Raw genomic sequence first — 24,218 nt, 5'->3', positions numbered from 1 at the left:
AGGGGGAGCACTATGAAACGATTACTCTACTTCCTCCTGACGATCACTTTTCTATTAATAAGCTTTCTATCTATGAAACAATTCGAGTTTCTGCAATTCCAGTCGTTCAATCAGCACCATACAAACGACGAAGCCTGGAATGTCATAATCAAAGAGGGTGATCCTCAGAAAGACAAAGATGAAAATTTCCAAATGCTTGAGGAGATCGCACTCAAATCAAAGGTGAATCTGCAAAGAGTTTCATACGAAAAGAATGAAAAAAACGAGGATAAAATAGTATACTACGTCTATCTTTATAATGAAGAAAAATACTTTGAATCCATTCCTTTAACAGAGGGAGATTATTTAACCAAAGACAGCAGTCCTGATGCATTTCTGTCCACCATACAGACCGGTGATCGAAACCAGATCGGTCAAATGGAAATCTTCCATAGTTTCGATCCGATTGAAATCAGGCCACTGGCGGCTATTAAGAAAGCCCGGAATCTAACCGGAACTTACACCATCATTGGAGACCAAAAAGCTCAAGAGTTTAAACGAATAGCTGGTGAATACGGATTAGCGGTCGAGATTTCCAAAGAACAAACGCAAGGTATTTTCACTGAATACCCCTATCAGAAGATGATGTATGTATGCGCTTTGGTTCTGTCCTTATTAATCATGCTTGCTCTGGTCTATGATGTGATGAATCATTTTAAAGCTGTGGCTGTGCGGCTTTTATTCGGAGATCACTTCTTCCATGTCGGAGTGTTCCTGGTAAGGAAATATAGCAAGATCTTTTTAGGTTCGTTGGTTTCCTCCATTTTAGGTTTTACACTCTTTTTATATTTTTACAATCAACTTCAACAATTTGTTTCCTTTTTATCTTTCTGGATGGAAAACGTATTAAAAATGGTGTTGATGTTGACTCTATTGTTCACGGGGACTTGGATAGGGACAAAATATATTAACATCTCGCACATGATAAAAAATAAAAAGCCAATAAAAATAGTTTTCTATATCAATATTCTTGTCAGGTTAGTAGTATCTGTCTTTCTTATTTTAGGACTACAGCAAGGATTGAGCACGTTTCTCGAGTTGAAAAGTACCAACGCATCACAACAAAAATGGTCTGTACTCAAAGATTACACCTATATGGGGGTAGTGGCGGATCCAGGTACGGAAGTCTTTAACTTTGAACAAGATAGTGAAAAAGGCAAGAAATTTCGTGCACTGTATAAAGAATTAGAATCTCAGGGAGCTTTTTATATTTCTCCTTCCAATTACTATCTGGACGACCTATCCGATCCCCCGTTAAATCCTAATCCATGGGGTATGGAAGGGGAAAAAGTAGAAATAAACAGAAACTATCTTGATGTTAATCCAATAAAGGATACGAACGGGAATCCTATTACAATCCCTTCTCCGACTAAGAATGAAATCCAGGTACTTGTGCCCGAAAAGTTTAAACCATATCAAAAGGATATTGAACTGTCTATCGAACAAGACTATCAAGGCGTATATAATCTGATAGATCCCGCACCTGTAGAAGCGAAAATCATCTATGTAAAGAATGAGCAATCCTACTTTACTTATTCTACGCAAATGGCATCCAACCATCATTATGAGATCGATGACCCGATTGCTGTCATCGTAAACGCCGATTTCGATCCAATGATATTGGCTAATACTGTGGCCCGGGGGTATGGATACTATACGAAAGTACAGGAACATGATGACCCGTTCAAAGGGACTCAAAACACGTTAAAGAAGTATGAGTTTCATGACATCCTTCAACCAGTATCTGTAGCCTATTCCACTGTAGAGTTAAAAATGGCGAAAATGACAGAGGAGATTCAACTAACATCCCTCTATTCTTTACTCCTAATACTCTTGGCTTTTGTTCTGTTGTTTTTTTCTTCTATTTATTATTTAGAAATAAACAAACAGACACTGGCGATCCAATGGATATTTGGATATTCCTTTTTTGAAAAGCATTATCTGGTCTATTTATCCATACTGGTGTTTTGGAATGTATCTCTTATGATTTCATTCTTTGCCGCTCATACACCTTCATTCATTACGGGAATCACGTGTACCCTTGCTTGTATAGATGTAGTGCTGATGACGATCGTCATCATGATAAAAGAAAGGAACGCAGCAAAGGATGTACTGATTGATCAATAACGAGAGAAAGGGAGAGACGAAATGGTGAATAGAAAATCGATGGTATTCATCTTAACGGCATCACTTTTATTCTTAGCTTCTGGAAGTGTGTACTACTACTTTACAATGGATCAGGAGGAACAGACGAGTGTGAAGGAGAGCCCACCGTCTCCGGTACATCAATCGGCTAATTCCAATCCGGTTCCTCCTGAAGATTCAAGTGTTCCTGTGCCTGTTCAGGAGAACAAGTATTATGTCATTTACATTCGTCAAGACAACGGTGCAGGCTCATCCTTTGTGCCTGAAACACTTAATCCTGATTTCTCCAACAGCTCTGACTTCAATGTCCGGATTTCGTTCGACGATGATGGAAACATCATAAACGACGGAAAAATAATCGAAATTGATCATTTTGAAATCTCAGATGAAAACAAAGAAACGATAAAAAAGATATCCGGGGAAGACCACTATGATGAAGCATTGAAGGAAATTGAGGAACGAGTGCTGGAAGCAAAGAAGGATCAAGAAGAGAGTAAGTCAAATGAATAGGAAGCACGGGGACGGTTCTCGTGCTTCTTTTTCCATCATTAACAAGAATCAGAACCGTCCCGGTACATCAGCGCTCTTGCATGCCTCATCAAGAATTTCCTGATAAAGCCCGTTCCAATCGTGGTAGTATCCTGCGACTTCACGTGGATTAATAAACACTCTTTCTATTGACTCATACTTACCCTGAAATTCATGTAATTGGTCAATGTCCATTCGGTAAAAAACTTGATATCCTATTTGAGGATAAGGACCATCTTGATCCCAAATTGGGTTTTCCCGATGGTCAACGATGATATGACCTAAAAGGGAGTGGCTTCCTGAAACGTACCCTTCTTCATAAGCCTCACGTTTCAGACATTCTTCAGGGGTCTCCTCTTTCTCGATATGACCTCCTGGAAAGTCCCACCCCCGATGATTTAAATGGACCAATAATAAATGATCATCCTTGAAACAAAATCCATGAACGCTGGTTATCCGTTCTCTTGGCGGGAGCTCTTTATCAGCACACCAGGTTAATTTTACTTTTGCTTCTCCCCAATTCACATATGTAGTCGTCAATCATTCTCTCTCCTCTGAACGAGTATGCTATCCAATGCATTTCTCTTTTCTCATTTAATCCTATTCTAATGAATTGCGGTTTACTCCAAACTCCGCGAATAATGATCCTTCACCCAATACGTCAACGTCCCATCCTGCTCGATACGATAACGCAGATCTGCTTTCTGCAATCCTTCAATCATCAGTGGACGTAGCTCACTCATCTTTCGATTACTTTCTTCTATATAAGTAGATAGTATTTCGGAATGATAGGTATTGGCATTTGCTGATGATGCGAGATAATCGACGGCTGCCTGTTTGATGACGTACAGTTCGATGGTTTGGTCGTGAAGCTCTTTGAAATCGATGGGAGGATCCAGAGCGATGAGTTTCTGATAATTTTGAGTCAGTATCATATCGGTTTCGTTGATGTCGAGTGTCAGGGATGAAAGGTTTCCGTTAGAAGCGTTGATCTTGGTCATCAGCTGTTTGAAGCTTTGGTCGCTGGAGCTGAAGTATTGCTCTCGCTCTTGAAGGTACCCCCGGATTTTCTGTTCCTGGTGGATGGTGATCTCGTTGTAGAGCTTCATTGGTAAGCCGCTGGCAAACAAGGCAAGAAGGATGAAGCCGATGACGCCCCATGACCATTTAGGAGCTTTCTTGTTCTTCGGCCGGTAACGATCATCATTCCAGTAGTCTCTTTCAGCTATGGGCATATGTCATTCCTCGTTTCATTCGATGCTAGTAAAATACTCCTTATGTGTTACCATAATATTACATAAATCCGCATGAAAAATCGAAGGGGATCTACGAAATCGATTTTGAGTATTTAATCGGGAGATTGAAACAGCTCATCGAACCACTTCCAATATAGTAAGGAGCTTCATAGCGGAGAACCGATGCCGATTGCTGAGTGATAAAATGAATACATGATTTTGGAACCAAATCCCACCTCAAACGTAAATAAAATAAAGACTCAATAGCGGGAGGCAAATTCATGAGGCAGCTTTATATAAAGCAAAAAGTATTCAGCCTTAGCGGGCAATTCACGGTAAAGGATCAAGAGGAGAAGGATCGATATTATGTGGAGGGAAGCTTTATGAAGGTTCCAAAGACATTCTCCATAATGAATACAAGAGGGGATGAAGTGGCCCTCATTACGAAGAAGACGTTGAGCTTTTTACCAATGTTTTTTGTTGAGGTGAATGGTCAAGAGGTCGTAACGATTAAGAGGGAGTGGTCCTTATTAAAAGCGCGTTATACGATGGATGCGGCAGGCATTGAAGTACAGGGGAATTGGTGGGGCATGGATTTTAAAGTGTTACAGCATGGCAGAGTCGTAGGCGAAGTGGGACAGGAATGGTTCACTTGGGGCGATAGTTATAAGGTTCAAGTATTAGATGAAGAAATGGAAACCATTATGATTGCTCTTGTTATTGCGATTGATTGTGCGAAGGCAGATCAAGCATCCGCTTGATCTGGAACTTCGGTTTAAAGGAAGTGCGGGGACGGTTCTCGTGCTTTTTTTGCATGAAAAGGAAGTGTAAGAACTGGTATAGGGAGAGAACAGTGGTGATGTAAAAAGGTTGAGCAAATGACTGTATGAACTCTACAAAGAGAATAAGAAAGCCGCAGCTTACTTCCGACGTAAACTGTGGCTTTCTCTCTTAGCTAACTTTATAACTTCCTTCACATCCGAACCCCTATATATAGAAGTCCTTCTATTATCATCTGTAAAATATATCTCCCCATAATCATGTTCACGGGTAAAGCCGACAATTGTAAAACTGTATGTCTGCTTATCTTTTAATAGAATCCATTCTTGTTTTTTGATGGTAATCCCCCCATTTAAACTACCAAGTCAATCCTCTTTGAGTTTCTTCTCTTTTTCTATTTTATCAATTTCCTGAAAAATTCGGTCAATACTAATTCCCGTTTTGTTATGTATGCTACTCAGTGTGAGTGCATTAGGGATTCTTTTTCCGCGCTCAATCATCCCGTAGCCTTCCTCTGACATGTGAATAGTCCAGGCAAACTCCGCCTGTGTCATTCCACGTTCATATCTTCCCCGTTTCAATAGTTGTCCCAGTGTCTTCGCAAAAGGCTTATTTTCTTCTTTTACCAAAGAATTCTCCCCTTTTTAAACCCATTATCAAATCGGGGGAAATCACACACCACGAACAGGTAGTTGGATTGTTGAAAAATATGTAAAAATCTCAATATTTATTTTACCCATTGTTCTTTTTCATAAGGAATCACATATGAAGGTGACTTGAAGGGGAATAAAAAAGGTAAGAAAAGGACTGGAGATACGACCTTTGCTCTATGGACTACCTAATAAAATGTTAAAATATAGATAATACAATCCATAGGAGGGTCACCAGCATGCCGACCTACAACAAGATAGTACGGGATAAAATCCCACAGATCATTGAAAGTAAAGGTATGGAGTTTTCAACCAAGATCCTCAACGATGAAGACTGCATAAAGTACTTAAAAGAAAAAGCTTATGAGGAACTTGATGAATACTGTGCGGCTGAAGCAGATGGAGAAGCTGTTGAAGAGCTTGCTGATCTGTTGGAGGTGATTAGGGCTTTGGCTAAGCAGCATGGGTCTACTATTGAAGAAGTAGAAGCAGTACGGAAAGAGAAGGCTGCGAAGCGCGGAGGATTTCATGAAAAGGTGTTTTTGATTGAGGTAGAGGATTGATTCATTTTATTTGTAACTTATCTAAAATATAGGAAAAATAAGTATCTATGGTTATAGGAAATACCTTATTATTCATGTGATTTCTCCTGAAAGTCAAGCTACAGTATAAATCAAGGAATATTGAAGTTAACAAGATTTTGGTAAAGAAAATAAAAAACGTGCATTCCTTGACAATATAGTTTTTTCTTAACCCCACAAACATACTAGTTACCTTTTATATTCCTTTTTAGTTTAGTATAATAATTATTATTGTAAATATATGGAGTGGTTGTTTTGAAATCAAATTTTTCCAATGACTTAAAAGTTGAATCGGAAGTTGCAAAATATGTAGATAAATTTTTATATCCTTATATAGGGGATTATTTTGAAAGAAAGAGCACGAAAGAACATCAGAAAAAAGGTATAGATCTAATTTTAAAAACTGAAGAAGAAGATATGCTTATAGACGATAAGTGTGCTATTTATTACGCGAATAAAAATCTTAGCACATTTACGTTTGAACTTTCGTATTTGTTGAATGATGGAAGTGTTCGTCAAGGTTGGTTAATTAACAGTGAGTTGTCGACCACTCATTACAATGTAATGTGGTTAAATACAAAAGATAAAAATATTAATACAAAAAGAATCAGTTTCAATGACATTGAAGATGTCGAAGCCATGTTAATTTCTAAACAAGTTCTTTTAACCTATTTAAATTCTTTAGGTTATGATTTCGATACTCTTTCAAATATTGATGAAGAATTTCGAATCTCCAATGCTTCTAGAAAGCGTTTAACACCTCATATCGAACTGCTAATATCTAATCATATTCCTGAAAAACCAGTCAACCTAAAAATTAACAAAACTGAGCTTTCTAAACTTAGTGAGATACACGTCAAGGCATCAGAAAACCACTTGGTGAATTTAAAGACTGATTCAGTCATTGAAACATCAAAAAAACAAAAGGTACTCCAGCCAGCTGGCCTTAAAGCAGAACTTGAGGTTTTTAAAGCAATAAAAAAATACTCCGCAGGTCATGATTGCTTCCCTTTTCTGCATTTTCCTCTGCATAAAAAAGGATTTCAAGGTAGAAATGAAATAGATATATTAGTTGTTGATAGAGTGAGTGGTATATCCGTTATTGAAGTAAAAGGAATTACGATTAATCAAATTGAATCCATTCAGGGGGGGGATTGGTATTACAATGATTATCATTATCCAAAGGGAAACCCCTTTAAGCAAGCAGAAACTCAATTGAATTTTTTATGTAAACAGGTTGAAGAAGAACCACTTTTATTCCGAAGGTTTTCAAAGCGGGCCGTCATTGCTTTGCCTTATATAACACGTTCACAGTGGGAGGAAAAAGGTTATCATCAACTTATAAATAGTCCACCAATATTGTTTAAGGATGATTTAAGTAGTTCTGAAAAAATCATACAATTTGAAAGTTATTACATTTATCAAGCTGATCAGCCACTAGATGATAATCAATGGGAACTGATGAAGAGAACTTTTTCAATAGATTCTAGTAATTCTCTAACTGCTTCTGATTTATTTTCAAAGCTATTTGTATTTCCATCTTATGAATTCTTTGAACGGAAAGAAAAAGATATAATAAGTCAACTTGAGAATGGGCTTAGAGTTACTATTCTTTGTTACTTTGAAATAGAAGAGCAGTGGAAGAAAAAGTTCATTGATTACGAAAAAAATAATCAATTACAATACTTTAATTGCAATAAAAATCCAGTAATAGATGAAACATTAGAGATAGAGGATGGAACGCATCAACTACCTGATTCAATACTAAATGACTTCAAAAAGTTTAATTATAAACAATATGAAGTAGTTCATGCTCCTTATGATGAGAATCTAATGGTAACAGCAGGGGCAGGAACAGGGAAGACGCACGTCATGATTGACAGAATTATGTACTTATTAACTAAGGGAATTTCTTTAGAGAGTATCATAATGATTACATTTACAAATGACTCTATGAATGAAATGAAAAAGCGTCTTCAAGAAAAGTTAACAAATCTATCAAAGCTGACTGGAAAGATAAAATATGGAATGTACGCAGAATCTGTTAAGGATATGCAGATAAGTACCATTCATTCATTCTCTAAAAATATTCTAACAAGCTTGGCACATGAGATGGGTTATGGGAAAAATGTTCAGGTACGTAGCTTTATACAACAAAAGAAACAGATTATTGATGGGCTAATTGATAAATATTACCGTGAAAATCCTCAATCTGCTTCCATACATTCTTTAAAACATTATGAGTTAGTAAATATAATACAAAAATTTTGGGATGAGATGGAGAAAAAGGGACTATCGAAACAGGAAATTAAAAATCTTAAGTGGGGAAAAGTAGAAGACGATTCTTATACTTATCTTCATGAACTGTTTAAATTTGTTTTTCAGCATTGTGAAGATCGACTAGATGAAGAAAAGAAGATTAAAAACGCAGTTTCTACGAATGATTTAATTAGAAAGATAAAAGACTTCACTCAAGATGAGGTCAAAATGAAACAACTACAAGAAAACAAATATTTATTTATAGATGAATTTCAGGATAGCGACAATGTTCAGATAGATTTAGTTGCAAGTCTTGCCAACTATTTAAATTATAAATTGTTTGTGGTAGGTGATGTAAAGCAGTCTATATATCGTTTCCGGGGAGCAGATTACAAATCATTTGATTTATTAGATAAAAAGGTGAAGAAGAATGAAATTGAAGACTCTGTATTTCACCACTTTTCCTTGAATCAAAACTACCGTACAGCTTCTACTCTATTAGATAAAATGGACAATTTATTCGTGAAATGGAGTGAGAAAGACTGGCTAGCCAATAATGAAAAGCTTGAAGGAATGAACAATCGTAAGGAAAGTCTTCATGAATTTCAATTTTATGGTGCGAGTTTTATTAAAACAAAGGAAGCGATGATAGAAGCTATTCGCCATTCTATGGTTCTTACAAAGAGTGTACCAGAAGATGAGAATCAAAAAATTGCATTGATTGTACGCACGAATGCACAGGCGAAAGAAGTAAGTAAATGGTGTAAGGAAGCTAAATTAAATACTGTCCAAAATTTAGATGGTACATTTTATACAAGTCAGGCAGTTCGTGATTTTAAGAGTTTACTTGATGGTTTACTCTTTCCTAGAGAAGCAAAATATGTTCTGAATACTCTTCAATCTCCTTATTTCCGATATGAAATACCCTATAAAGTGTTACTACCATTTCAAGGTAAAAGTAATTTAATATTGTCATTTATTGAAAGTAAGATTGGCAATGATTTCAATCAGTATGTTAATCAGTTGAAGGTCTATCCTGTAATGGCTGTTATTCAAAAAATAATATCTGAGAAAGCTTTATTTTTACATTTGAGAGAATTTTATCAGGATAAGTTCGAAAGTAAAGGAGACTTAGAAAACTTTATACTGAAATATAAAAAGAATTTGTTTCATCTATTAAATATTATTCAGCAGCAGTTCGATATGATGAGTACAACTCTATACAATATTTATCAATGGATTACTCTACAGATGCGAACGAATCGAACAGAAAATGAGCCTATTTTAGAAGCACCTAAGGATTCAGTGGAAGTTACTACAGTACATAGATCAAAGGGATTAGAGTACCATACGGTAATTATTCCGAAAACTACCAATACGTTTGATTTTAAGCGTACTACATTCTATATAGAAGAGGAAAAAAATGAACAACTGAAGGAACGCAGGGTAGCTTGGTTTATTAAAGAACTAGATGCCAATAGTAGCTATTTTGAAGCACTTGAACAAGTTGATTCTGAAGAAGTCTACAAAGAGGAAACTAGATTACTGTATGTTGCTATGACAAGGGTGGAAGAAAGATTAGTAGTTATAATGCCAGAGGTCACTAAAAAACAAACGTGGGCAGATATTATTGAACAAACAGGAGTGAAGGTGGTGCCATATGGCCGTTAAAGTTGAAACTTATTATCATCCAAAGGAATGGCATAAACATAAAGCCATTGAAGAGATAAAGGACGAAATTCATATATGTGCAACAAAAAACATTGCTGAAGGAATTACAGAGCGATATCGTGATGACAATGTTAATGAATTTCAATATATTTTTACAATCCATCAAGTTTTAAGTAACGTATTTCGTGATTGGCACTCACCGGAAAGAATGTTAGAGCAATATCTTTCAATATCAAAAATAATTAATACTGTTAAAGGTAAAAAGGAATTAAAAGATGCTTTTCGTAACAATACTACCGATTTATTAGAAACAATCCGATTTCTTGTTTTTTCTGGTGTATCTCCTAATAGTTTAAAAGGAATACCTCATTTAACGGAAAAAGAGAAGTTTTTTGCTGATATTTGGGATTTATTGGAAAATCAGGACTCTCTTTATACAGATTTTAGAAGGCTTTTAAGAGGTCAATGGAAAATAGACATAATTCAAAAGCGGATGAACGAAATTCTAGAAAGAAGGTATCAAAAAGAAGAAGATATTTTATTGGTTTTACCTTCAAATAAGAAAAAAATTGTGCTGCATGGTTTCTACTTTATAACACCTGAACAGCAGGTGTTTTTAAAATTACTAGAGCGAACTGGATTTGAATTGTTCTTTTTTCAGTTTTATGATGATCGATTTCCAAATACTTTTGATTTTTCGAGAGCTTTTATATCCCAACGATATGGCTGGACAGATAATTGGAGTATTCAAGTGAAAGAGAAAACTTTCGATACAGTTGCTGCAAAATTTTTACGGTCATTTGAAGAAGGTATCCAAAAAAAATGGGTTGAAAAGAAAGAAGTCTTAGCTTATGAATCCTTTTTTGATTTTCTTCATAGTGTTGTCATGGAACATTATCCAATTGGCGAGGAAAGCAAAGATAAGAAAAAAGATGTTGAAATTATTGCAACCAATGCGGATATATTAAATGGTCTTCTGGTACAGTATTACCCGGAAAGGTTTGCTGATCGTCGTAACTTTTTGAACTATCCTGTTGGTCAATTTATATTAAAAATTCACGAAATGAGACAAGGAAACAGATTTATATTAAACGAAGATATTCTAATGACTAGTTTTTCTTCTGGTTGGCTTACAGATAAGGACACTAATGAGAATGCACGACGGTATACTTACGAATTAAAGCAATTATTACCTTACTTTGTAGGCTGTGTAGATTTGGAAGACTGGCTGCTTAGAATTCAGGATTTGCTCAATCAATATTATAATATTCTTCCACTATTTGAAAGTGAAGGAGATAACCGTGTACTGGAAAGCATTCGTAGCCCCTTTTCTAAATTGAGCTATCTTTCATTAGATAAAAAAGATGTTACACAAGTCCAAAGTTTTTTACTATTGTTGAAAGACATGGCTAAAGATTTATTTGATATGTCCAATGATGAGACGTCAATCAATGAACATTTTAAAAGACTTTCTCACTTAATGAAAGAGCATAATCCTATTTCAAGTACAAATATACTTCAAAAAGCTGAAGAAAAACTTATTGAGAAGTTAAATTATAAGATTTCTACTATTGATGATAATCATCAATTTTTATACGAAGATATTGGAAAAGCGATTCAATTCTACTTAAGTGGGACTTTTTCCGATAATGAAGAGACAATAATAAAGCCGTTTATCGAGGTGGATGGAGAGGCTTTTAAAGAAAATAATCGAAAAGTATATTTAACTGGTCTTGATGAACAAGGTCTCCCTTTGGGGAAATTTAATATTCCTTGGCCTTTACAAGAAGGAACTTATTCTTTTTTAAGTGATAAACATTTAGAGTTAGAGCTGAATGAATTAAGAAATAAATCGGTGAAGGATATATCAAGGTATTTATTATTCTTTGCACTAGAATTTGTACCTATTGAAAATATAGAGCTATCATGGATGCGTAATTTCTTGGATAGGGAAAACCTTCAGCCGGCTGTTTATGTTCAATATCTAAACATGAAAATTAAAGACCGTGATTTTAAGTTTAATAATGATAGACAAGTCCCTTATAATCAATTTAATTTTAATTCTTATCAACCAAAAGAAGTTGATTTGCAGATTGCAGTAGAGGATTTGAAATATGAAGATATATTAGCCGATTTCTTATTATGTCCTCGTCGGTTTTATTTTGGGTATGTCTTAGATCGTTATTCAACTTTTTCAGATGCGTTCATTCATCAGTTTATCTTTTCAGAAATCATCATGTTAGTTAAAAGGTACACTAAGAAGGATGATGGCTACGTTATTGCGATGGTTAGTGAATTATTTCCCCAATGGACTTCATATCAAAAAGAGAATATGGCGACCACTAGTCTCCGTTATGTGGGAAGTGGAAATGATATTAAAAATCTTATAGAAGGAAATGTATCAGTAAGTGAAACTAGAAGGAATTTTCAATTTCCTGGATTAACAACAAAAAAACGAAAAGAATTATATGATTTGGTAAATATTAAAAAGGAAAATATTATGGAGTCTATTCTAGAGCCAGATGCAGATCTTTCAATAATAATGGATGCCAAATCAGGTTACCATTGCCGCTATTGTCCTTTTCTTGATCTTTGTCCAGAAGGAAATTATGCAATTGACGGGAAAGGGAAGGATTAATTTGGATTTAAAGTTATGGAAAACTGTTGCAACTAATTGGCGGACAGTTGATGTGACAGTAGAAAAATTGTCAATTGTCCAAAAAGCTACTAAAAAAGCATTGGAAGAAATTAAAGAAAATGGTGGACTTATCACTGCGAAAAATTTTTTGAGTGCTGCAGCGACGAGTGAGGAAGATGATGAATTGCCATAGTAATTGTAAAAACTATAATTATAAAAGGATGAAAAATTGTGAGTGGAATTGGACAGAAACTAACAAAACAGCAGGAAGAGATAGTTGAATATACGGGGCAGGAGATACTTGTACGCGGTATTGCTGGTAGTGGAAAAACACTAGTGATGTTAAGGAAGGCTAAATTGACCGCAGAGAAATATCCTGATCAACAAATAGCTGTATTTACATTTGGCCGTACATTGACCAATGCTTCAAAGTTATTAATGGAAGAGTTAAAAATAAAAAACTTACACATAAGTACCTTTCATAGTTGGGCAATGAGCTCATATTATAAAATAACAAAGAAAAGGTTTTACAAAGTCAATAATAATGATGATTTTTTAGGTGATGCCATCAAGGACCTTAAAAAAACGGAAAATCATCGATTTGTAAAAGAAGAAAATAAATACAAAGAATTCTTAAAGAACGAGATTTCGTGGATAAAAGGAAAAGGTATAAGTTCTTTAGAGGATTATATAGAAGCTAGTCGTCGTGGACGAGGTAGTGAAGTGCGTGTTACTTCTAAGGATCGTAAATTTATTTATAAAGTTCTTGAGACCTATAACAAAAAGAAAGATTATAGACTAGATTATGATGACTTTGGTCTTGCCCTTTCCAAGAAGTTAAATCAACTACCTGATTCAGTAAAGTTCGATCATGTCTTTATAGATGAAGCGCAAGACTTACAAGAATTACAACTTCGTATATTACGATCTATTGCTAGAAAATCCTTTTTTGTTGCTGCAGATAAAGGACAAAAAATCTATAAAACTTCGTTTGCATGGAGAGATATAGGCTTAAATATTACTGGGGGCCGTACAAAGATATTAAAGGACTCCTTTCGTTCGACTAAACAAATTGTTCAACTAGCTGCGAGCTTACAACAGAATGATTCAGTTATTAATGATGAAGAATATGTTCCTGTTGAACTACCAACTAGAACAGGTCCAATTCCAGCAGTTATTAGATGTGAATCTAGAGAAGATCAAGATAGAGAAGTGGCAAGGACAGTAAAACAAATTTTAAGCGAGAGCCCAAAAGCGACAATTGGTATATTAGCTCGTGAAAAAAGAAAGTTTTTTCGGTTGAGATATGCATTGAATGAATTTAACATTACTCCTGAATTTGTAAATCAAAATGACGGTAATCCTTATTCGCCAGGTGTTAAATTCTGTACTCAACACTCTTCTAAAGGTTTGGAGTTTGATTTTGTTATTGTAATAGATCTAGTGGAACCAGAACTGGACGAAGATACAGATACCGATGAGTATTGGGAGCTAGAACGTCGTTTATTATATGTTTCTATTACAAGAGCGGTAAATTATTTACAACTTTATTATTATGGTGAAGGTTCAAGGTTATTAAATGAATTGGACAAATCTTTATATGAAGGGATAGATAAATAAAATCTTGGAAATAAAAATGGTTTGAAAACTGGACTTTTACATTCTATATCATGGTTTCAACCTACTAGTATTACAATATTCAGGAGTGAAAATTTAAAATATAAACAGACACAATGAAAACAGTGGAGTTATAAATACTCTGCTGTTTTTATTTTTGAGTTCTCTTGAAATTCATAATATGAGAATAATGGATTACAATTTATTTGCAGTTTATTTAATTATATTTAATCTTTTAGTAGAATAGTATTATATATTGTTATTTGAAAATATTGTTAATAAATGGGGGTTCATCATGAACAAGTTTTGGAATTTTCCAGCCGCCACAGGTGGAATGATAAATTCCATCAATAATGCCGGGATGGAAACGTTCAGAGGAAATGCTTTGGATGCATTAACACGTGAAATTTGCCAGAATTCATTAGATGCAATAAAGAATCAAGAAGAACCGGTGGTTGTTGAATTCAGTAGTTTTTCAGCAAATATGGATGTCTTTCCGAATAGACAGGAAATGCTTGAAGTGTTCAAGCTATGTGAAGACACTTGGAGGGACCGGAACAGAAAGAGTGAGGATTTTATCCAAGATGCACTTCACATTTTGAATAGAGAAAAAATAAACATTCTGAGGATAAGTGATTTTAATACCAAAGGCCTGGAGGGGGCAGAAGAAGGAGAGCTGGGTTCGCCTTGGAGCTCACTAGTGAAGGAAGCGGGCTCTTCCAACAAGGGTGAAAGTTCCGGGGGAAGCTTCGGTATCGGGAAGTCGGCTCCGTTCTTAAACTCTAAGTTGAGAACATTGTTTTACTCTTCTTTAGATATGACAGGTTATGGATCACATATCGGTGTTGCAAACATCATGTCGTTCAAGAAGGATAACGAACAAATCACCCTGGGGAATGGATACTATACAAATAATGAAAAATCAAAAGCGATTCCTGGCCAACTCTTTTTAGAGGAACGATTTGTTAGGGAAGAGACGGGGACCGATATATATGTAACGGCTTTTGAACCAGGCCGGGAATGGGAAAGGGAAGTCATCAAGTCTATTCTGTTCAATTTCTTCATAACGGTTTATAACAAGAAACTTGTTGTAAGGATAAATGATTTTGAAATCAATAAAGACAATATCCAAGAACTTATCTTTGACCTGGATGATAATGAAGAGAACCGGATATTGAAGAATTATTTTAATCTATTGATATCCGAGAAAACAATTAAAATACAATATCCTGCTGAAAATTATAAAAAGGGGATAGAGTTCGAGGAAGGCGAAGCCACCCTTTATCTGTTGAATGGGGATGATTTGAACAGAAGGGTGCTGATGACAAGGAAGACCGGTATGAGGATATTTGAACAAAAGAATATCAGTGGAAGCATATCATTTACCGGTTTGCTCATGATAACGGGCAGTCATATGAATAACATATTCAAACAAATGGAAAACCCTGCTCATAACGAGTGGTCACCCGATCGCTATGAAAAGAATCCAAAGTTGGCAAATAAAATTTATACTGACTTAAGGAAGTTCATCAGGAAGTCCGTGAAAGACCACTTCCAGGAAAAAGTGACAGATAGCATGGATGCTGTGGGGCTAAGTGATTTCCTCCCAAATAAAAATTTGATTTCTGACACCGGAGTGAATAGAACGGAATCATTGAATACGAAAATCAAATCACTTGTTACGAAAGAAAAAAAGGAAGAGCCAAAACGTAAAACCACCCGCAAACGTAAGGGTTCGGAGGAACAGGATTTGGAAGAGCAACTCACGGGTGAATATGGAATCACTTCTACTGGTGATGAAGGTGGTAACGGTGATGGTGCCCGTGGAGATGGAGGAAATGCAGGTGGTGGTTCGACAAGCCCTGGTGGTCAAAATGAACTGAATCCTGATAGCGATGGTGAATCGGATAAGAAGAAAGAACGAAAGCCAAATAAAAAACCTATTTCCATTGAGCAGAATTATGTTCCCACAGATAGGAAGAATGGAAAATATAAATTTTTAATCTCTTCCAAAAAGCCGATGGAAAGCGGACGACTTGTCTTTAAGGTGATGGGGGAACAAAGCGATTATGATTTGCCAATCAAGGCCGCTTCTACAGATGATTCAGGCGCGACAGTGGAGAGAATCAATTCAAATTCTGTTTATATTAAATCCATCCCTGCAAATGCAGGATTCAAAGTGGATGTGGAGATAGATTACTATGATTATTGCGTGATGGAGGTCGAGCTTTATGAAAATTAATTCCTCTTATCCATATCCAGTTTTATATATGAATAATGGTGATTACACCGGTACTAACTTTAACGTAAAGTTAGGAGTCCAAGATTCTTTTGGTCAGGTTCGTATCACAGCTGATTTTATCCTTGATAACGAACCAATAAGAAGAATGATTTCAGACGAATCTTGTATTTACTTGATTCATGTTGAATGTCCTCAGACAAGCTACAGGAGGGTATTCAAAACCAAGAACGACAAAATGGAAATCTCAATCCCAGCGAATCAATTACGAGGTAAGATTGCCATTCATTCTTTTATCATCGCGAATGAGAAGATCGATAACTATACCAATAAGTACTTAAATGAGTGGTATCAAGAAGTTCCAATCAGTTTCGAAAAAGGGAATTTCATTGCAATCGGGGACGCTATTGAAACTACTCTATTTGAAGATGATACTGAATTATTGGACTTGCCTTCTATTGTCACAGTGACGAAATCACTGAAGAATGAATATATGGATGTAGATCTTCATTCCAACAACATTACAATCCTGCTTCCAGAAAAAGAATATAAGCTATATGCATCCAGTGCTCATTCCACTCTTAAAAGCACGATTCTTTCCACGGTGATCGTTCCAGCCTTGGTTTATGTGTTTTCTAAAGTAAGAGACCACAGTGGAGATTTGGAAGAGTATATCTGGTACCAAGTGTTGGAGAAAATCTTTGCAGAGAATAACCATAACCTTGAAGATGTCGGTTCCGATAAACTTTCTCCACTTAAAGCTGCCCAGATAATTTTAAGGAATCCATTAAAGACTAGCTTTGAAGAAATTGAAAGATTGAACAGGACGGAGGATTAGATCTTGAAATTAAAATTTATATCTGATGAATGCCTGATGGATTTACGCAGCAATTTCGATGCATATAAGTCGCATTACTACAATCAAAATCATCAATGGTTTGAAGGGTATTTCAGTGAAGAGGGAAGATTGATTGAATCTAGTATTCCTTTTGAGCAACCATCGATGAATTTGGATGAAGACTTTGCCATCAGTGATATGGAGAATGTGAAAGTAATATATGAATCGTTGAAACATCTCACCATCTCCCAAGCTACACAGGAAAGACTGTGGGCAGGCCTTTCACACCTGCAACTAAGGGACTTTTCATTTTACAGATTACAAAAAGACTTTGAAAATGAAAATGATAAGAGGATCAACACATCTTTATTTTTCAAGAATGGTAATAAGCGATCCTTATTTGTACATATCCTTGCACGGTTATGGTGGGTTGGATATATGACTTATGACGAATCCGATGAGAATAATCCATATAGATTGACAGAATTCTTCTGTGAAAAGGATTTCTCGGCAAGGTGTGTAGTTTTCTTTTCGAGCAATTTTACATCAAACGGGAATATTACTAGGGGTATTTTGAAATCATTGATTAAATTCAAAGAAAATGGAGTACCCATAAAAAGGGATCATTTTGTTCAGGCTACTAAGTATTTAAACGTTGTTGGTGGTGCGATGATACTGGATATGTTGTCTGTTGGAGAAGTAGAAGAGATGATAGACATTTATTTGAATAGGTTCTTTAAGTTGGATAATTTTATCCTGGAATCAGAGAGTGCTCAGAAAACATTTTAAATGTGATGGATTTTTTTCTGTTATCTTAACTGTTAGTTTTTCTTGATAGGTCAATACTTGAGCAATTAGAGTGTTTGCCTTATTTAATGAATTTTACCAAGTCAATTATGAGAAGAGTGTCTGTGGATAAGTGTTTTTTCCTTTTGGTGGATAAAACTTCTTTGATACCAAGTACATTGTGATGGAAGGAGACATATAACAAGGAGAACTAAATATACTTATACAAAAGAGCTTGTTTATCAATTAAGGGAGTGTTTTTTTGGCAGGACATGTTTTTACAAAAAAACAATTAGAAAATATATTTAATGGTGTTATTGGTAAAACATTAGGTGAAGTAGATAAAAAAGATATTTTTGATAGAGCAAAAACTAAACCGAAAATTACAGGTATTGCAGGAGATGTAATCGAGCAGTCTGTATTGGGTTACCCCTCGGATTCTCATCAGAGTCCCGATCTTTTAGTGGATGGAAAAGATGTAGAATTAAAAACAACGGGTATTAGAAAACCCAAAAAGAAAAGTATTCATCATTTTGAAGCAAAAGAGCCGATGTCCATAACTGCTGTTTCTCCAGAAAAAATAACAAGTGAGAGCTTCGAGACTTCAAAGTTTTGGCATAAATTAGAAAACATGTTATTAGTCTATTATCACTATGATTCAAATAAAACTGTGAAAGCTATAGATTATGCTAATTTTGTAATTAAAGGATATCAATTTCATGAGTTTTCTAAGAAAGATAAGGAAATTTTGAAAAATGATTGGTATTTAGTTAAGGGATTTCTAGAGAAATTAATAGATTTATACGAAGAACCAGAAAATGAGTACCACAGAATTTCATCTGAACTAAGAAAGAACTTAATGTTTATTGATATCGCGCCTAAATGGCCGAATAGACCTAGGTTCCGTTTGAAAAGAACAACAGTTTCAACCATTGTGGAAAAATATTTCGGTGAAGAATTCGAGGAATTAAAAGATAGTTATTCAACATTCAAAGAACTAGATCAAAAGTTGCGGTTTATAACAGAATCGTATAAAGGAAAAACTGTCAAACAACTTATGTTGGAGTTGGGGATTCCTATTTCTACAAATAAAAAAGGTGATGTGCATAAGTCTATTACTGAACAAATAGTTGTTAAAATGTTCGGTGGAAATTCAAAAAAAATAAGTAAAATTGAATTATTCAACAAGATTGGGATAATTCCAAAAACAGTCACCCATACAAGAAAGGGAACCAGGACTGAGGATACAAAATTATTCACAATAGATTTTACAGAATGGACAGATAAGTATATTGGCTTTGAAGATTCTTTTGTTTTCAACTACTTTAACAATCAGCAATTTTTGTGCATTCTCTTTGAAGAGCCCAATTCATCTTCAAAGCTGCTGGATAATAAATTTATAGGATTTAAAAGGTTAATGATTGAAGATAGCCTTATTGAAAAGGATATAAGAAAGGTTTGGGATGAAGTCAGAGAATTAATAAATATGAAAAAATTGAAGGAAACAATAGACCGAAATAAAGATGGTTCCCCAATAATAAATAAAAAAACAGGCACGTATAAGACTTCTGTTAACTTTCCTAAAGCTAAAGATAATGTTTTTTTTGTAAGAGGGACAGGTTCGGATTCTACAAAAAAACCGTTGGAAATTAATGGTGTAGAAATGTATCACCAAAATTTATGGATGAAAGGAAAAACTCTAGTGGAGCTATTAAGTGAAACAAAGTTTATCTGACATTATTAAATCTATTTAAACTGTAAAGTGAAAATTGATTTCCCTTTTCAATATCTACCTGTATAAATCCCACCAATAATTCTGTTATAATAAGTGTTTGAGACATATTAAAAGCTTACAAATAATTTTATATTTCTGCTATGAAAATAGTTAATATTTCAATCGAAATTTATTATAATGAAGCTAAGTAAAAACCGAAAGGATGTTCGGTCATGATAAATGTAATAGAATTATTTGCTGGAGTGGGTGGCTTCCGTATCGGACTGAAAGCGGCAGGTGGATTCAGTGTTGTATGGGGTAACCAATGGGAACCTTCAAAGAAGGCTCAGCATGCATTTGATTGCTATGCTCGTCGTTTTGAGAATCAAGGAATACATTCCAACGAAGATATCAGCAAGGTAAATGGAGATACTTTTAAGAATCTAAATATTGATATGATTGTAGGTGGATTCCCTTGCCAAGATTATTCCGTTGCAAGGAGTCTGAATGGAGAAAAAGGGCTTCAAGGTAAGAAAGGTGTCCTTTTTTGGGAAATTACTCGGTTGATGAGGGAGACGAGTCCTAGATATGTCTTGCTTGAAAATGTAGATCGATTACTGAAGTCACCATCAAAACAACGGGGCAGGGACTTTTCCATTATGTTGGCGAGTCTTAGGGACTTGGGATATTCAGTTGAATGGAGAGTCATCAACGCTGCTGAATATGGACAAGCGCAGAGAAGGAGGAGGGTCTTCATCTTTGCAACAAAGAATGAATCTCCTTATGTCATCAATAGGAGAGATTTCGATGAAAGTCAGATGATACACGATCAAGGATTTTTCGCAAAAGCATTCCCTGTGAAAGAAGGAATTTCAGAAAAGAAAAAACCTCAATCATTCATCATGAAAAAGGATTTAGTTGAAATTTCTGATGAATTTTCGATGAATTATTATAATGCTGGCATCTTGAGGGACGACTTAGTTTACACGGAAGAAGTCACTCCTGTAGAAGAGCCGCCAATCCCTTTGAAAGAAATACTTCAGCCCGATGTTGATGAGGGGTATTATTTATCTGAAACTGCCATTGAAAAGTTCAAGTATTTAAAAGGTGCTAAAAAGATTGAAAGAAAATCAGCCACAGGACATAAATATGTCTTTTCTGAAGGAGGCATGGCATTCCCTGAACCTCTAGACAAGCCTGGCAGAACGATGTTGACGAGTGAAGGTACTGTCAATCGGAGTTCCCATGTGGTGGAGGATCCACAGACGAAAAGGCTGCGTATCCTTACACCGGTCGAATGTGAACGCTTGAATGGATTCCCGGATGATTGGACGGAAGGTATGACGGACAGGATGAGATACTTCTGTATGGGGAATGCATTGGTCGTCGGCTTGATAGCGCGCATGGGTAAACGGATTGTGGAAATCGAGAAAGAAAACATGGATGGGAATCAGGTTGAACTTGATTTGGTGTTTTCTCAAACGGATAAACAGTGAGCAAAAGAACTCTCCTGATTTGATTAGGAGAGTTCTTTATTTTTTATCCATTCTCACTTCATCAATGAAGTCACCTATCTTTTGCATTGCGGTTTCGAATTCCCCACGTATTTCATGTTCCCAAAGGCGCAGAATGTTCCAGTCCTGTTCCTCGTAGTACTCAGTCACTTCTTTGTCTCGTACTTGGTTCCTTGTCAACTTTTCCGTCCAGAACTCGACGTGAGATTTAGGTATCTTACCATGAATGGGGCAAAAGTGCCAAAAGCAGGAGTCTATGAATATCACGAGTTTGTACTTCTTGATTGCAATGTCAGGAGTCCCCTTTAGTGATTTTACATTTCGCCTGAACCTGTAGCCTCGTTTCCATAGTTCTTGTGTCACTATGCTTTCCAATTTCGATACCGCTTTTATAGATCCCATAATCCTGCTTCTCTCTTCTGTTGTTTTAGGGTTCTTCATTTAAATAAACTCCTTATTATAGTATATGTTTATACTACCTAGCTGAGGGGATTTATAAACATATAAGTTCAATAGGATGTTCTTGGTGCAGAATTACTTCTTAATTTAACATGCATAAATTATAATCTTCTGACATTTATTGCTGAAGTATAGTATTATAGTAATGGGAATATTAACTAAATATCTTCAGGGGTGTAATGAAAGTGGACCAAAAGCATTTTCATCAAGAACAGAAAAATTTAGATACTACGATTAAAAGTATGGAGGACCATACTTTTTACATATGGGAATTGCTTGACCGAAAGAAACAGCAGTTTAAAGATCAGACAAGTTTTATAGGGGATAGTGTATCCTACAAGCTTGGAAAAAGTGATAAGGATAAGCTGGAGGAGGCGATCAATCAGCCGTATTTTGGAAGAATTGATATAGTCGAAGATGGAGTTAAAGAAACATTTTACATAGGGAAGCATGGTGTAAGGGACAAACATGAGCAAATTGTCGTACTCGACTGGCGCATGCCGATGGCTTCAACCTATTACAATTTCATGCCCGGTAGACCGCAACAAAAATATACAGTGATAGATAAAGACGGGCGGAAACATGTCAGTACCATAGAAGTGCAGCAGAAAAGGGATTTTACAATCAAAAATCGAAGAATCCTGAAAATCCTGCAACAGGTTGCAGAGAGCAAAAGTGATTTGAATATAACTATGACAGACAAGGGTGAGCAACTGACTGTAACTGATGATTTTTTGAGAGAAATATTAGAATCCAGTGAATCTACCGGCTATCTAAAAGAGATTATTGCCACAATACAAAAAGAACAGGATATAGCAATCAGGCAAACCATCGACGCAAATGTTGTGATTCAAGGGGTTGCCGGTTCCGGGAAATCATCCATTGCCCTGCATCGTCTATCGTATCTTTTATTCAATAATAAAAACTTGAATCCGGAAGAATTGCTTATTCTGGGACCTTCCAACTTATTTATCAGTTCTACAAAGGGAATGCTTCCTGACCTGGATTTAGATGGAATCCGTCAATCTACCTTTCAGGGGTTGGTCTTTCAACATTTAAAGCCCTTCCTTCCGAGTAAGGTGAATCTTGATTATCATTCTTATTTTGATCAAGTACTTTTCACACCTGGGTATACAAAGGAAAAGGACATTAATGAATTTAAAGGATCTATTGCTTTTATGAAGGTCCTGGATACTTTTGTGAATGAATTCCAACATGGATATGAAAATCGATTTAAGCCGATTAATATATTTGACGAGCAGTTGTCGTCATCGAAAATAGTTGAAATTTACGATGGCTATGCTTATTTGCCTTTTATAAAACGGGTAGAGAAATTTGTACAACACATCGAGAATCACTTTAAAAGAATGTTGGATATTAAAACTCAGGAAATTGAAGATCAGCATAGTATGATCAAAGATACTTTTATGAAGAACGGTGGTTTAAGTGAAGTTGGGTTAGATGCTTTAAAGAAACAAATCTGGTCCATCAAAGACTATAAGATAAAGAAACTTAAACAGGAGTACAAGAAAGAGATTGCTGCCTGGAAACAGACAATGGCTCTTCCGAATCCGTTCTCAATCTATCAACAAGTGCTTACTTATGAAGTACTGGACAATTTCAGGGGAGATATTGGGAAAGATATTCCTCAACTCTTTAAGGGTTATAAAGCAGATGAGGTTACTTACTTTGATTTAGCACCAATCTATTATATCTATCTTCTGATGTTCGATCCTCCTGAAAAGTTTGCACATATTGTAATTGATGAAGCCCAGGATTTAAGCTTTATTCATTTTGCCGTATTAAAGAAAATCACAAAAACTGTAACGATTCTCGGCGATAAGGAGCAATCAATCTTCCTGGGGTACGGGCAATACAGTTGGAACGATTTAATGAGAAATCTTTTCAATGATAAGAAATATATGCTGTTGTCACTGGACACCAGTTACCGTTCTACCAAACAAATCATAGATGTAGCAAACACGGTGTTGGGAAATCACTACGAAAAGAACAAGTTCTTCCCAATCACACCACTTAACCGTTCAGGTCCTGATGTAACATTAGAAAGAGTTCTTTCCGGCAGAGACCTGCTTGAAGGGATTGTTTCTACGATAACAAGCTGGAAGAAGAAATATAAGAGGATTGCTGTAATTCATAAAGACCAGAGAAAAGCTTTACAGCTGTCCGAGTATTTAAGTAACCAATTTGGACAGGAAGCGATTTATGTCGACCCGAATACGGAAGTCAAACAGGGATATGTATCAGTGCTGGCATCCTACTATAGTAAGGGAATGGAATTTGATGCTGTCCTGATCGTCAACGCAAATGAGGATAGTTTTCCAAATGACGAACTTCATGCACGGCTTTTATATGTCTTATTAACACGGGCCCAGCAGGAGGCTAAGGTCTTTTATCAGGATACACCATCCAGTCTTTTGGACGGTCTGGTACATGGCAGGCCTCTTGTGACATCGGAATTTGATGATATTCTTTAGGAGTCGCAAAAGGTAGTGATGAATTTTATA

The 24,218-nt window shown here is 35.8% G+C and carries 18 protein-coding genes; 14 read left to right on the top strand and 4 right to left on the bottom strand.

Going from position 1 to position 24,218, the window contains the following annotated elements; translation table 11 throughout:
* Positions 1 to 12 precede the first annotated feature (12 nt).
* Together ACXAF2_RS16340 and ACXAF2_RS16335 are read left to right on the top strand one after the other, a co-directional pair.
* Positions 13 to 2,166 (top strand): DUF1430 domain-containing protein, encoded by a 2,154-nt coding sequence (locus ACXAF2_RS16340; protein WP_475140179.1) that lies wholly within the window; start codon positions 13 to 15, stop codon positions 2,164 to 2,166.
* Between the two features lie 21 nt (positions 2,167 to 2,187).
* Entirely contained in the window at positions 2,188 to 2,694 is a 507-nt protein-coding gene (locus ACXAF2_RS16335; protein ID WP_475140177.1) for a hypothetical protein, read from the top strand.
* Positions 2,695 to 2,742: 48 nt separating this feature from the next.
* Here the strand turns inward: ACXAF2_RS16335 and ACXAF2_RS16330 are convergent, their stop codons facing one another.
* Together ACXAF2_RS16330 and ACXAF2_RS16325 are read right to left on the bottom strand one after the other, a co-directional pair.
* Positions 2,743 to 3,252, bottom strand: a complete 510-nt coding sequence (locus tag ACXAF2_RS16330; RefSeq protein WP_475140175.1) for an NUDIX hydrolase — start codon at positions 3,250 to 3,252, stop codon at positions 2,743 to 2,745.
* Positions 3,253 to 3,332: 80 nt separating this feature from the next.
* Positions 3,333 to 3,947, bottom strand: coding sequence for a hypothetical protein (locus ACXAF2_RS16325; protein ID WP_475140174.1), 615 nt, complete (start codon positions 3,945 to 3,947; stop codon positions 3,333 to 3,335).
* Between the two features lie 281 nt (positions 3,948 to 4,228).
* On the opposite strand from ACXAF2_RS16325, the gene ACXAF2_RS16320 reads away from it, so the two are divergent.
* Positions 4,229 to 4,708 carry an LURP-one-related/scramblase family protein gene (locus ACXAF2_RS16320; protein ID WP_475140173.1) on the top strand — a complete coding sequence of 160 codons (480 nt, stop codon included), beginning with the start codon at positions 4,229 to 4,231 and terminating at the stop codon, positions 4,706 to 4,708.
* 384 nt (positions 4,709 to 5,092) lie between these two features.
* Here ACXAF2_RS16320 and ACXAF2_RS16315 read toward each other — a convergent pair whose 3' ends face one another.
* The gene (locus ACXAF2_RS16315) at positions 5,093 to 5,356 is read right to left on the bottom strand and encodes a helix-turn-helix domain-containing protein (protein ID WP_475140171.1); all 264 of its coding nucleotides are present in this window, start codon (positions 5,354 to 5,356) and stop codon (positions 5,093 to 5,095) included.
* 260 nt (positions 5,357 to 5,616) lie between these two features.
* Between ACXAF2_RS16315 and ACXAF2_RS16310 the strand changes: the two genes are divergently transcribed.
* From ACXAF2_RS16310 to dcm, 10 genes are all read left to right on the top strand, one after another.
* Positions 5,617 to 5,940 (top strand): nucleoside triphosphate pyrophosphohydrolase, encoded by a 324-nt coding sequence (locus ACXAF2_RS16310; protein WP_475140170.1) that lies wholly within the window; start codon positions 5,617 to 5,619, stop codon positions 5,938 to 5,940.
* A 273-nt stretch (positions 5,941 to 6,213) separates the two neighbouring features.
* Positions 6,214 to 9,888, top strand: a complete 3,675-nt coding sequence (locus tag ACXAF2_RS16305; protein ID WP_475140169.1) for a UvrD-helicase domain-containing protein — start codon at positions 6,214 to 6,216, stop codon at positions 9,886 to 9,888.
* On the top strand, positions 9,878 to 12,526 hold the full coding sequence (locus ACXAF2_RS16300) for a hypothetical protein (RefSeq protein ID WP_475140168.1): 2,649 nt from the start codon (positions 9,878 to 9,880) through the stop codon (positions 12,524 to 12,526). The genes ACXAF2_RS16305 and ACXAF2_RS16300 overlap by 11 nt, the downstream gene beginning before the upstream one ends.
* A gap of 1 nt (position 12,527) precedes the next feature.
* Positions 12,528 to 12,719, top strand: coding sequence for a hypothetical protein (locus tag ACXAF2_RS16295; protein ID WP_475140166.1), 192 nt, complete (start codon positions 12,528 to 12,530; stop codon positions 12,717 to 12,719).
* A gap of 38 nt (positions 12,720 to 12,757) precedes the next feature.
* The gene (locus ACXAF2_RS16290) at positions 12,758 to 14,146 is read left to right on the top strand and encodes a UvrD-helicase domain-containing protein (RefSeq protein ID WP_475140165.1); all 1,389 of its coding nucleotides are present in this window, start codon (positions 12,758 to 12,760) and stop codon (positions 14,144 to 14,146) included.
* Positions 14,147 to 14,438: 292 nt separating this feature from the next.
* On the top strand, positions 14,439 to 16,385 hold the full coding sequence (locus ACXAF2_RS16285) for a hypothetical protein (RefSeq protein WP_475140164.1): 1,947 nt from the start codon (positions 14,439 to 14,441) through the stop codon (positions 16,383 to 16,385).
* The gene (locus ACXAF2_RS16280; RefSeq protein ID WP_475140163.1) at positions 16,375 to 17,220 is read left to right on the top strand and encodes a hypothetical protein; all 846 of its coding nucleotides are present in this window, start codon (positions 16,375 to 16,377) and stop codon (positions 17,218 to 17,220) included. Before ACXAF2_RS16285 ends, ACXAF2_RS16280 begins: the two co-directional genes overlap by 11 nt.
* Positions 17,221 to 17,223: 3 nt before the next feature.
* Positions 17,224 to 18,009, top strand: coding sequence for a DUF6339 family protein (locus ACXAF2_RS16275; protein ID WP_475140161.1), 786 nt, complete (start codon positions 17,224 to 17,226; stop codon positions 18,007 to 18,009).
* A 259-nt stretch (positions 18,010 to 18,268) separates the two neighbouring features.
* Positions 18,269 to 19,741 (top strand): MutH/Sau3AI family endonuclease, encoded by a 1,473-nt coding sequence (locus ACXAF2_RS16270; RefSeq protein WP_475140160.1) that lies wholly within the window; start codon positions 18,269 to 18,271, stop codon positions 19,739 to 19,741.
* Between the two features lie 212 nt (positions 19,742 to 19,953).
* Positions 19,954 to 21,216 carry a DNA (cytosine-5-)-methyltransferase gene (gene dcm, locus ACXAF2_RS16265; protein WP_475140159.1) on the top strand — a complete coding sequence of 421 codons (1,263 nt, stop codon included), beginning with the start codon at positions 19,954 to 19,956 and terminating at the stop codon, positions 21,214 to 21,216.
* Positions 21,217 to 21,252: 36 nt separating this feature from the next.
* Here the strand turns inward: dcm and ACXAF2_RS16260 are convergent, their stop codons facing one another.
* Positions 21,253 to 21,675 (bottom strand): very short patch repair endonuclease, encoded by a 423-nt coding sequence (locus ACXAF2_RS16260; protein WP_475140157.1) that lies wholly within the window; start codon positions 21,673 to 21,675, stop codon positions 21,253 to 21,255.
* Positions 21,676 to 21,878: 203 nt separating this feature from the next.
* Here ACXAF2_RS16260 and ACXAF2_RS16255 point away from each other — a divergent pair, with 203 nt between their 5' ends.
* Positions 21,879 to 24,188, top strand: a complete 2,310-nt coding sequence (locus ACXAF2_RS16255; RefSeq protein ID WP_475140156.1) for a HelD family protein — start codon at positions 21,879 to 21,881, stop codon at positions 24,186 to 24,188.
* Positions 24,189 to 24,218 lie beyond the last annotated feature (30 nt).

This window comes from Rossellomorea sp. ABR4_004, assembly GCF_056159585.1.
Note: the sequence above shows the minus strand (reverse complement) of the source record. Positions and strands in the feature narration are given on the sequence as shown.

Bases quoted from the DNA above. Each gene is read 5' to 3' on its own strand.
- ACXAF2_RS16340 (WP_475140179.1), top strand. From the start codon at position 13: ATGAAACGATTACTCTACTTCCTCCTGACGATCACTTTTCTATTAATA.
- ACXAF2_RS16335 (WP_475140177.1), top strand. From the start codon at position 2,188: ATGGTGAATAGAAAATCGATGGTATTCATCTTAACGGCATCACTTTTA.
- ACXAF2_RS16325 (WP_475140174.1), bottom strand. From the start codon at position 3,947: ATGCCCATAGCTGAAAGAGACTACTGGAATGATGATCGTTACCGGCCG.
- ACXAF2_RS16320 (WP_475140173.1), top strand. From the start codon at position 4,229: ATGAGGCAGCTTTATATAAAGCAAAAAGTATTCAGCCTTAGCGGGCAA.
- ACXAF2_RS16310 (WP_475140170.1), top strand. From the start codon at position 5,617: ATGCCGACCTACAACAAGATAGTACGGGATAAAATCCCACAGATCATT.
- ACXAF2_RS16300 (WP_475140168.1), top strand. From the start codon at position 9,878: ATGGCCGTTAAAGTTGAAACTTATTATCATCCAAAGGAATGGCATAAA.
- ACXAF2_RS16285 (WP_475140164.1), top strand. From the start codon at position 14,439: ATGAACAAGTTTTGGAATTTTCCAGCCGCCACAGGTGGAATGATAAAT.
- ACXAF2_RS16280 (WP_475140163.1), top strand. From the start codon at position 16,375: ATGAAAATTAATTCCTCTTATCCATATCCAGTTTTATATATGAATAAT.
- dcm (WP_475140159.1), top strand. From the start codon at position 19,954: ATGATAAATGTAATAGAATTATTTGCTGGAGTGGGTGGCTTCCGTATC.
- ACXAF2_RS16260 (WP_475140157.1), bottom strand. From the start codon at position 21,675: ATGAAGAACCCTAAAACAACAGAAGAGAGAAGCAGGATTATGGGATCT.